This window comes from Streptomyces sp. NPDC001068 (genome assembly GCF_042897315.1).
Lineage (GTDB): Bacteria > Actinomycetota > Actinomycetes > Streptomycetales > Streptomycetaceae > Streptomyces.
The window spans coordinates 608,811-618,214 of sequence record NZ_JBIAYD010000004.1 but is presented as its reverse complement, the minus strand read 5'-3'; the positions used below and the strand labels follow the sequence as shown (position 1 = coordinate 618,214).

Genomic DNA, 9,404 nt, shown 5'->3' with positions numbered 1-9,404 from the left:
TAATCCCCACCGAAGTGGTTCATCGTTCGACTTGCATGTGTTAAGCACGCCGCCAGCGTTCGTCCTGAGCCAGGATCAAACTCTCCGTGAATGTTTTCCCGCTGTGCTTATTTAAAAGCGCGGGGCGACACCACGAGAGCGGAACCACCGGAGGAATAGTCCGATGGTTCACAGCGTCCTCGCTGTGTTTTCTTCAAAGGAACCTCGTCCCAACCGAAGATTCGGCCGGAGACGGGGTAATCAACATATCTGGCGTTGACTTTTGGCACGCTGTTGAGTTCTCAAGGAACGGTCGCTTCCTTTGTACTCACCCTCTCGGGCTTTCCTCCGGGCTTCCCTTCGTTCTTGCGTTTCCGACTCTATCAGATCTTTCCGATCCGATTTCCTCGGCGCTTTCCAGGTTTCCGCTTTCGCGTTTCCCTTTCCGGCGGTTCCGACTCTATCAGATCCTTTCGGCGTCCGATTCCCGGTCGGCGGGTTGTCCAGGGCTTTTCGGCTTTCGCCGGTCGGCCTTTCGACATTCACTACGTTAGCCGATTCCCGTCGGGACTCATAATCGAGTTCCGCGAGTTCGAATTCGAGCATGCGGGCATGACGAATCCGACCCCGTCAGGGGAAGTCGTAGGTAGTGGGTGGCCGCTTCCGACTGCTGGCGAACACCGTACCCGGTTCAGCGGCTCGGGCCACATTACGCACCTTCCAAGCGCGCGTCAACTTGAACGGCGCCGGGGTACGTGCGCCCGGTAGGGGCTGACCGTGGGGTCGTTGGCGACCCAGTATCGCCACGGATGGACCTCCCCGTCGCCGCCCTCGCCGGCGACCCCGGTGCGCGGACCGTTGCGTACCTGGTCGGAGGGGACGGGGGTACCGGTCAGCATGCGCAGCGGTGTCTCGCCGGCGGCACACGCGTCCGTGCCGTCCAGGGCCCGGTCGACGCCCAGGGCGGTCGCCAGGCGGGCCGGGCCTTTGGCCAGTTCTCTGTCGTAGCGGGCCGAAAGTCGACGTTTACGGGCCAGCGCGGCGCCCTCGACGATCTCGCCGGCGCGGAGCAGGACCCCGCTCGGGTTGCCCACGGGACCGCAGACGAGGTTCATGCAGGACCACATGCCGTACGTGAAGTAGACGTACACGTGTCCGGGTGGACCGAACATCACCTCGTTGCGGGGTGTGCGGCCCCGGTAGGCGTGCGACCCGGGATCGTTCGGGCCGTCGTACGCCTCCACCTCCGTGATGCGGACCGCGATCGGACCCTCCGGGGTGGTGCGCAGGACGACGCGCCCGAGGAGATCGGGGGCGACCTCCAGTACAGGGCGGTCGAAGAAGTCCCTTTGAAGTGGCGTACGGTCCGGGGGCGAGATCATGGCGTCCGAGCCTAGTCCAGGCCGTGGATGCCAAGGGGTGGTCAAGGATTGGTCTCCTTGCCAGGGTGTGGGCCGGAACCGGTCGCGGCCGGATCGCGTTTGTAGGGATCAAGGGTCCGTACGTAAAGGGAGAGTCATGGGGTTCAAGAAGCTGCTCGCGAGCCTGGGGGCCGGCGGGGCGTCCGTGGAGACGGTGCTCACCGAGGCCAACGTCGTACCGGGTGGCGTCGTCCAGGGCGAGGTGCGGATCCAGGGCGGGTCGGTGAACCAGGAGATCCAGGGGCTGTCCGTGGGTCTCCAGGCGCGGGTCGAGGTGGAGCACGGCGACGAGGAGTTCAAGCAGAACATCGACTTCGGCAAGGTGCGGCTCGGCGGTGCCTTCGAGCTCCAGGCCGGTGCGGTGCACGCGGTGCCGTTCGGGCTGGAGATCCCGTGGGAGACGCCGGTCACCATGATCGACGGGCAGGCGCTGCGCGGGATGCACATCGGCGTGACCACCGAGCTGGAGATCGCGCGTGCCGTGGACTCCGGTGACCTGGACCCGATCAACGTGCACCCGCTGCCGGCCCAGAAGGCGATCCTGGACGCCTTCATCCAGCTCGGTTTCCGGTTCAAGAACGCGGACCTGGAACGCGGCCACATCCGGGGGACCCGGCAGACCCTGCCGTTCTACCAGGAGGTCGAGTTCCACCCGCCGTCCCAGTACCGCGGCCTGAACCAGGTCGAGCTGAGCTTCGTGGCGGACGCGCAGGCTATGGACGTCATCCTGGAAATGGACAAGAAGCCGGGGCTGTTCAGCGAGGGCAGTGACACCTTCCGGTCGTTCCAGGTGGGTCTGCACGACTTCCACGGGACCGACTGGGCGGGTTATCTCAACCAGTGGCTGTCCGAGGTCGGCAGCAAGCGCAACTGGTTCTAGGCTCGGGAGGCGCGGAGTCCGTCACGGCCTCCGCAGCCGATCCGCATCGATCAGGAGGTACCGAGGTGACCGAGCTCAAGCGGCGGCCGCTCCCCCATGACTTCCATCCGCCCGTTCCGTCGTTCACGGTGACGAGCGAGGACGTCGAGGAAGGGGCGACGCTCAAGGACGCTCAGGTCTACGACAAGGGCAACACCTCACCGCAGCTGCGGTGGGAGGGCTTCCCGGCCGGGACCAAGAGCTTCGCCGTGACCTGCTACGACCCGGACGCGCCGACGGGAAGCGGGTTCTGGCACTGGTCCGTGTTCGACATCCCGGCCTCGGTGACCGAACTGCCGGCGGGTGCGGGCAGCGGCAAGTTCGAGGGCTTGCCCGAGGGCGCCATGCAGGTGCGCAACGACTACGGGTCGAAGGACTTCGGCGGTGCCGCGCCGCCGCCCGGGGACGGTTCGCACCGGTACGTCTTCACGGTGTACGCGGTGGACCAGGAGAAGCTCGGTCCGGACGCCGACGTGTCACCGGCGGTCGTCGGTTTCAACCTGCGGTTCCACGCGATCGCCCGCGCGCAGTTGATCGGCGAGTACGAGAACCCCGAGAAGGGCTGACGTACTTCGCGGAATCAGCCAAGCGTTCATTGAACGTTTGCCCGTCCCTGGTCATGGAAGTGATCAGGGGCGGGCAGTTTTTATTGCGTTGTCCATCTCGGCGCGCCCGTCCAGAGTTGATCCAAGCCCGCCGGGGGTGGGCACGGTGCACATGGGAGGTGGGCTGGATGCGTGACACGCTGGTGCTGAACGCGAGCTTCGAGCCGCTGTCTACGGTGACGTTGAATCGAGCCGTCGTCCTGGTGCTTCAGGACAAGGCCGTTGTCGAGCAGGCCCACCCCGAACTGCGCATGCGCGGTGCCGATGTGGACATACCTGCGCCTCGAGTGATCAGGCTGTGCCGCTACGTACGGGTACCGTTCCGGAGACAGGCGCCCTGGTCGAGGCGGGGTGTGCTGGTCAGGGACCGGCACCGGTGCGCGTACTGCGGGCGGCGGGCGACGACCGTCGACCACGTGGTGCCTCGGGCCCAGGGCGGTCAGGACTCGTGGCTGAACACGGTGGCCTCGTGCGCGGAGGACAATCACCGTAAGGCGGCCCGGACGCCTGAGCAGGCGGGGATGCCGTTGCTCCGGAAGCCGTTCGAGCCTTCGCCGCAGGACGCGATGCTGTTGGCGATGGGGGCGGAGGACCTGGCGTCGCTTCCTGAGTGGCTCGCGGGGGATGTGGCCGCCTCAGAGGCTGCCTGACCCCGGTCGTTCGGCGGCCACGGCCATGTCGTGGCTTGTCGCGCAGTTCCCCGCGCCCCCAGGAGGGTGGGCGCGGGGAACGTCTGTCTGCAGGGGCGCCCTAGTCGATGTGGGGCTTCTCGCGGCGTTCCTGGGCCGGGACGCTGCCGCTGCTGCCGCCGCCGCCGGAACCGCCGCCCAGGTTGCCGAAGTTGCCCATCGCGCCGGAGAGGCCCTTGAGGGCGTCGCCGATCTCGCTGGGGACGATCCAGAGCTTGTTGGCGTCGCCCTCGGCGATCTTCGGGAGCATCTGGAGGTACTGGTAGGAGAGCAGCTTCTGGTCCGGGTCGCCGGCGTGGATCGCCTCGAAGACCGTGCGGACCGCCTGGGCCTCGCCCTCGGCGCGCAGGGCGGCCGCCTTGGCCTCACCCTCGGCGCGCAGGATCTGGGACTGCTTCTCGCCCTCGGCGGTGAGGATCGCGGCCTGGCGGGTGCCTTCCGCGGTGAGGATCGCGGCGCGCTTGTCACGGTCGGCGCGCATCTGCTTCTCCATCGAGTCCTGGATGGAGGTGGGCGGTTCGATCGCCTTGAGCTCGACGCGGTTGACGCGGATGCCCCACTTGCCGGTGGCCTCGTCGAGGACGCCGCGCAGGGCCGCGTTGATCTCCTCGCGGGAGGTCAGGGTGCGCTCCAGGTCCATGCCGCCGATGATGTTGCGCAGCGTGGTGACCGTGAGCTGCTCGATGGCCTGGATGTAGCTGGCGACCTCGTAGGTGGCGGCCCGCGCGTCGGTGACCTGGTAGTAGATGACCGTGTCGATGTTCACGACCAGGTTGTCCTGGGTGATCACCGGCTGGGGCGGGAACGGCACGACCTGTTCACGCAGGTCGATGCGGTTGCGGATGGTGTCTATGAACGGGACCACGATGTTCAGGCCCGCGTTCAGGGTCCGCGTGTAGCGGCCGAAGCGCTCCACGATGGCGGCGCTCGCCTGTGGGATGACTTGGATCGTCTTGATCAGGGCGATGAAGACCAACACCACCAGAATGACCAGGACGATGATGACCGGTTCCATCGTCGCTCCCCGTACCCTTCTCCGCCTCGGCGCTTCGGCATATCTCATGGTTGTCGAAGATCTTGCTGCACGAGTCTGACAGACCGTCGCCCAACTCGGGAGTCCTTCCGACGAGTTGCGTCGTACGAGGTCAGATGACGATGGCCGTGGCTCCCTCGATCTCCACGACGTCCACTTCCTCCCCGGCTTCGTAGGCGCGCCCGGTGTCGAGTGAGCGGGCCGACCAGATCTCGCCGGCCAGCTTGATCCGTCCGCCGGATCCGTCGACGCGTTCCAGCACGACGGCCTGCTTGCCCTTCAACGCGTCGATGCCCGTGGCGAGTCCGGGCCGCTGGGCGGCGTGCCGGGATGCGATGGGCCGTACGACGGCGATCAGGGCGACGGAGACGACGACGAAGACGAGCACCTGGATCACGGCGCCGGCACCCAGTCCGGCGGCGGCCGCGGCGGCCAGCGCACCGACCGCGAACATGCCGAACTCCGGCATCGCGGTCACCACGAGCGGGATTCCGAGCGCCACCGCGCCGACGAGCCACCACACCCATGCGTCGATGCTGTTCACATCGTCATGGTAGGGCCGCGGGTACCCACCTCGACAGGGTGCTTCACCGGGGCTGTGCGTCCGTCAGGGACCCGTCGGGAGCCGTCAGGACAGCGGGAGTCCGTGGGCGGTCCAGCGGTCGCCGAGCTGCTCGACGACGAGCGGGAGGCCGAAGCAGAGGGAGAGGTTGCGGGAGGAGAGTTCGAGCTCCAGCGGGCCGGCGGTGAGGACCTTGCCCTGGCGGATCATCAGGACGTGGGTGAAGCCGGGGGCGATCTCCTCGACGTGGTGGGTCACCATGATCATGGAGGGGGCGATCGGATCGCGGGCGAGCCTGCCGAGGCGGCGGACCAGGTCCTCGCGGCCGCCGAGGTCGAGGCCCGCGGCGGGCTCGTCGAGCAGCAGCAGCTCGGGGTCGGTCATCAGGGCGCGGGCGATCAGGGTGCGCTTGCGCTCGCCCTCGGAGAGGGTGCCGAACTTCCGGTCCACGTAGTCGGTCATGCCGAGGCGGTCGAGGAAGGCGCGGGCGCGCTCCTCGTCGACCGCGTCGTACTCCTCCTGCCAGTGGGCGGTCATGCCGTAGGCGGCGGTGAGCACGGTCTCCAGGACGGTCTGGCTCTTGGGGAGCTTCTCGGCCATGGCGATGCCGGCCACGCCGATGCGCGGGCGCAGGTCGAAGACGTCGACCTTGCCGAGGGTGTCGCCGAGGATGGTGGCGGTGCCCTTGCTGGGGAAGAGGTAGCTGGAGGCGATGTTGAGGAGGGTGGTCTTGCCGGCGCCGTTGGGGCCGAGGATGACCCAGCGCTCGCCCTCCTTCACCGACCAGGAGACCTGGTCCACCAGAGCCCGTCCCTCCCGGACCACGGATACGTCCTGAAGCTCCAGAACATCGCTCATGAGCGCGTTGTCTCCCCTTGCAGTGTGGCCGGTCTCGGCTGGCGCGTACGCCGGTGGCTCGGGCGGCGGCGCCGGTGGGCGCGGCCCTTATGAAATCTACGCCACGAGGGCGGCGCTCCATTCCATCGGTCCGGTCCTTAGGGTGGGGGCATGCTCTCGGAACCGCGTTCAGGACGCCTCGCCGCGTGGGGAAATGCCCTATTGGCCGGACTCGTCTCCCCGGACGAAGCCGTGCTCGCCGTCGTCGGCGAGGACGCGCTGCACCGGGTGGCGGGGCTGCCCGGGGAGCCGGCTCCGGTCGGGCTCACGCTGGCGCTGGGGCGGCTGCGGACGCTGGGGGCGTCCGGGCTGTGCGTCGCGCTGCCGGCGCCCGGGCATCCGCTGGGGCTGAGCGGTCCGCCGGAGTTCAACGCGCGGGCCCTGGAGGCCGAGGAGGCGGTCGTCTGTCACGGTGCCGCCTTCGGGCTGGTGCCGGAGGTGTCCGAGGCCGGTCCCGCCGGTGACGTGCACGTCGAGGTGGTCTGGCACGTGCTGCCGGTGCGGGAGGCCCCGCCCGCGGACGTGCCCTCGCTGGGCGAGGCGGAGCGGGAGCTGGCGGAGGCGCTCAGGGACGCGACCGAGGTGCTGTCGAAGCTGGACGTCGCCGGGTCGGGTCCGGTGGCGGAGGCGGCGATCGACGCCTACCGGGCCCGGGCCGCGCGGGGGCGGGAGGTGCTGGCCCCCGGGTATCCCCCGCGGGCGGTACGGGTGCTGGAGCTGGCGCAGCGGGTCGGGATGCTGGTCTCGCTGGCGTACGAGAACGGGCACGGCGGTGCGGTGAGCGCGTCGGAGATGGCGGGGCGGTCGCTGGCCCTGCGGCCGGTGGAGCGGACGGCCCGGCGGGCGCAGGTCGCCGCGTACAACTCGGTGGTGGAGGAGCGCGAGCGGGGGCGCTGAGGTGAGTGGAGAGGACGCCGCGAGCCGGTGAACCCTTCCGGTCGCGGCACCGGGGCGGGTCCGACGGTTCCCGCCGTCTCCCGGAGGGGGCCCGGGGCGGGACGCCGGGCCACCGTGCGGGACGGCAAGCCGACCGGCCTCCCGGGCGTACCCGGAAGGCCGGAGGTCGATGCCGCGGTGCGGCGCGGTCTCAGTGGTTGAGGCCGAGGTTGCCGAAGGCGGGGTTCAGGACGCCGATGACGTTGACGCTGTTGCCGACGGCGTTGACCGGGATGTGGACCGGGACCTGGATGACGTTGCCCGAGACGACGCCCGGAGAGCCGTGGGCCCCGCCGTCGGCGTGCGAGCCGCCGGTGTGGGCGGAGGCCATCCCCGCGCCCGCGGCCACGATCCCGCCGGCCACCATCGTCACGGCCGCTGCCTTCTTCAGGTTCTTCACTTCTTGACCCTCCTTGGCGATCGCCGCGGCGGTCACCGCGGCACGCACTGAGAACGCGGGTGGCCGGGAGAGGATGCGCCGTCCGGGTGACATTCCCACGACGGTATGAATCTCAGTCCGTAGGACGACCCTTCAGGTTGCCGCCGGTGAAGCGTTGCGGAGGGCGTTTCAGCCGGTCACGCCGTGGCGTACGGCCCACAGGGCGGCCTGGGTGCGGTCGGCGAGGTCGAGTTTCATCAGGATGTTCGAGACGTGCGTCTTGACGGTCTTCTCGGAGAGCACCAGCGCACGGGCTATCTCCCGGTTGGAGCGGCCGTCGGCGATCAGCCCGAGCACCTCGCGTTCCCGTTCGGTGAGCGACCCGCCACGGCCCTGCCCGGAGTTGGCCTCCTCCTGGGAGAGCAGGGCGCCTGCCACCTCCGGCTGGAGCACGACGTGCCCGGCGTGGACCGAGCGGATGGCGGTGGCGAGCGCGTCGGGATCGACGTCCTTGTAGACGTACCCGGCGGCGCCGGCGCGCAGGGCCGGGACCACCGTGCGCTGCTCCATGAAGCTCGTGACGATGAGCACGCGCGCGGGGTTGTCGAGTTCGCGGAGCCTGCGCAGCGCCTCCACGCCGTCCATGCCCGGCATCTTGACGTCCATGAGGACGACCTCGGGACTCAGTTCCTGCGCGCGTTCGACGCCCTCGGCACCGTCGGCCGCCTCGCCGACGACCTCTATGTCGTCCTGGATCTCCAGAAAGGTGCGCAGTCCCCGGCGGACGACCTGGTGGTCGTCCACGAGCAGGACCCTGATCGCGTCAGCCACCGGGGACCTCCATCTCGATCGTGGTGCCCTTGCCGGGCGCCGATTCCACGGTGAGCGTGCCGCCGACCCCGCTCGCCCGGTCCCGCATGGAGACCAGGCCGAGATGGCGTCCGGCGCTGCGGATGACGTGCGGGTCGAAGCCCGCGCCGTCGTCGGTGACCCGCAGCACCGCTCCGCCGCCCCGCCGGTTCACGCTGACGTCGACGTGCTCGGCGCCGGAGTGCCGCAGGGCGTTGTGCAGGGCTTCCTGGGCCACCCGCAGCAGCGCCTCCTCCTGGGCCGCGGGCAGAGCGCGGAAGCCGTTGCCCGCGAAGGTCACCCGCGCGTCGTGGGCGCGGTCGAGGACCTGGATCTGGGTGCGGAGGGTGGCGATCAGGCCGTCCTCGTCGAGGGCGGCGGGGCGCAGCTCCACGACCGCGGCGCGCAGTTCCTCGGTGGCCTCGGCGGCGAGCGCCGCCACCTGCTGCAGCTCGCCCTTGGCACGGGAGGGGTCGCGGTCGACGAGGGCGGCGGCCGCCTGGGCGGTGAGCCGCAGGGAGAAGAGCTTCTGGCTCACCGCGTCGTGCAGCTCGTGGGCGAGCCGGGAGCGCTCCTCGGCGATGGTCAGCTCGCGGCTGCGCTCGTAGAGGCGGGCGTTGGTGAGGGCGATGGCCGCGTGCTGGGCGAGGATGGAGAGGAGTTCCTCGTCCTCCGCGGTGAAGCCGCAGCCGCCCCCGGGCCTGGCACACCTCTTGTTGGCGAGGAACAACGCGCCGATGGTCTCGTCGCCGTCGCGGATCGGCAGGCCCAGGAAGTCGGACATCTCGGGGTGGGCGGAGGGCCAGCCCTCGAAACGGGGGTCCGCGCGGACGTCGGCGAGCCGCTCGACCTTGGCCTCCTGGAGCATCGCGGCCAGGATGCCGTGCTGGCGCGGGAGCGGGCCGATGGCCTTCCACTGGGCGTCGGTGACACCGTCGACGACGAACTGCGCGAAGCCGCCGTGGTCGTCGGGGACCCCGAGCGCCGCGTACTGGGCGTCGAGCAGTTCACGGGCGGAGGCGACGATCGTCTTGAGGACGTCGCGCACCTCCAGGTGCCTGCTCATGGCCAGCAGCGCGGCGCTGACCGCCGCGAGGCCGGACCGGGGACCTTGGCTCATGTCCTCACGGTACCG

The 9,404-nt window shown here is 69.5% G+C and carries 11 protein-coding genes and 1 rRNA gene; 4 read left to right on the top strand and 8 right to left on the bottom strand.

All coding sequences use genetic code 11. From position 1 onward, the window contains the following. Positions 1-91, bottom strand: a 16S ribosomal RNA gene (locus ACFY3I_RS15105); the annotation flags it as partial. 619 nt (positions 92-710) lie between these two features. After that, on the bottom strand, positions 711-1,361 hold the full coding sequence (locus ACFY3I_RS15100) for a DNA-3-methyladenine glycosylase (RefSeq protein ID WP_390860885.1): 651 nt from the start codon (positions 1,359-1,361) through the stop codon (positions 711-713). Positions 1,362-1,497: 136 nt separating this feature from the next. On the opposite strand from ACFY3I_RS15100, the gene ACFY3I_RS15095 reads away from it, so the two are divergent. From ACFY3I_RS15095 to ACFY3I_RS15085, 3 genes are all read left to right on the top strand, one after another. After that, entirely contained in the window at positions 1,498-2,280 is a 783-nt protein-coding gene (locus ACFY3I_RS15095; protein WP_365283684.1) for a sporulation protein, read from the top strand. A 65-nt stretch (positions 2,281-2,345) separates the two neighbouring features. Beyond that, positions 2,346-2,885, top strand: coding sequence for a YbhB/YbcL family Raf kinase inhibitor-like protein (locus ACFY3I_RS15090; RefSeq protein ID WP_390860884.1), 540 nt, complete (start codon positions 2,346-2,348; stop codon positions 2,883-2,885). A gap of 167 nt (positions 2,886-3,052) precedes the next feature. Continuing rightward, a complete protein-coding gene (locus tag ACFY3I_RS15085; RefSeq protein ID WP_365283680.1) occupies positions 3,053-3,574 on the top strand; it encodes an HNH endonuclease in 522 nt (173 codons plus the stop codon). Positions 3,575-3,674: 100 nt separating this feature from the next. Here the strand turns inward: ACFY3I_RS15085 and ACFY3I_RS15080 are convergent, their stop codons facing one another. From ACFY3I_RS15080 to ACFY3I_RS15070, 3 genes are all read right to left on the bottom strand, one after another. Then, positions 3,675-4,628: an SPFH domain-containing protein gene (locus ACFY3I_RS15080; protein WP_390860883.1), complete on the bottom strand. Its 954-nt coding sequence runs from the start codon at positions 4,626-4,628 to the stop codon at positions 3,675-3,677. 130 nt (positions 4,629-4,758) lie between these two features. Further along, positions 4,759-5,190: an NfeD family protein gene (locus ACFY3I_RS15075; protein WP_390860882.1), complete on the bottom strand. Its 432-nt coding sequence runs from the start codon at positions 5,188-5,190 to the stop codon at positions 4,759-4,761. A gap of 84 nt (positions 5,191-5,274) precedes the next feature. Then, positions 5,275-6,066, bottom strand: a complete 792-nt coding sequence (locus ACFY3I_RS15070; protein ID WP_365283674.1) for an ABC transporter ATP-binding protein — start codon at positions 6,064-6,066, stop codon at positions 5,275-5,277. Positions 6,067-6,216: 150 nt separating this feature from the next. Between ACFY3I_RS15070 and ACFY3I_RS15065 the strand changes: the two genes are divergently transcribed. Next, positions 6,217-7,002, top strand: coding sequence for a hypothetical protein (locus ACFY3I_RS15065; protein WP_390860881.1), 786 nt, complete (start codon positions 6,217-6,219; stop codon positions 7,000-7,002). Between the two features lie 190 nt (positions 7,003-7,192). On the opposite strand, the gene ACFY3I_RS15060 is transcribed toward ACFY3I_RS15065, so the two are convergent. The 3 genes from ACFY3I_RS15060 to ACFY3I_RS15050 form a co-directional block, all read right to left on the bottom strand. Then, complete coding sequence (locus tag ACFY3I_RS15060; protein WP_365283670.1) at positions 7,193-7,441, bottom strand: chaplin; 249 nt, start codon at positions 7,439-7,441, stop codon at positions 7,193-7,195. Between the two features lie 168 nt (positions 7,442-7,609). Then, positions 7,610-8,251, bottom strand: coding sequence for a response regulator transcription factor (locus ACFY3I_RS15055; protein WP_365283668.1), 642 nt, complete (start codon positions 8,249-8,251; stop codon positions 7,610-7,612). Continuing rightward, positions 8,244-9,389, bottom strand: coding sequence for a GAF domain-containing sensor histidine kinase (locus tag ACFY3I_RS15050; protein ID WP_390860880.1), 1,146 nt, complete (start codon positions 9,387-9,389; stop codon positions 8,244-8,246). The genes ACFY3I_RS15055 and ACFY3I_RS15050 overlap by 8 nt, the downstream gene beginning before the upstream one ends. Between the last annotated feature and the right edge of the window lie 15 nt (positions 9,390-9,404).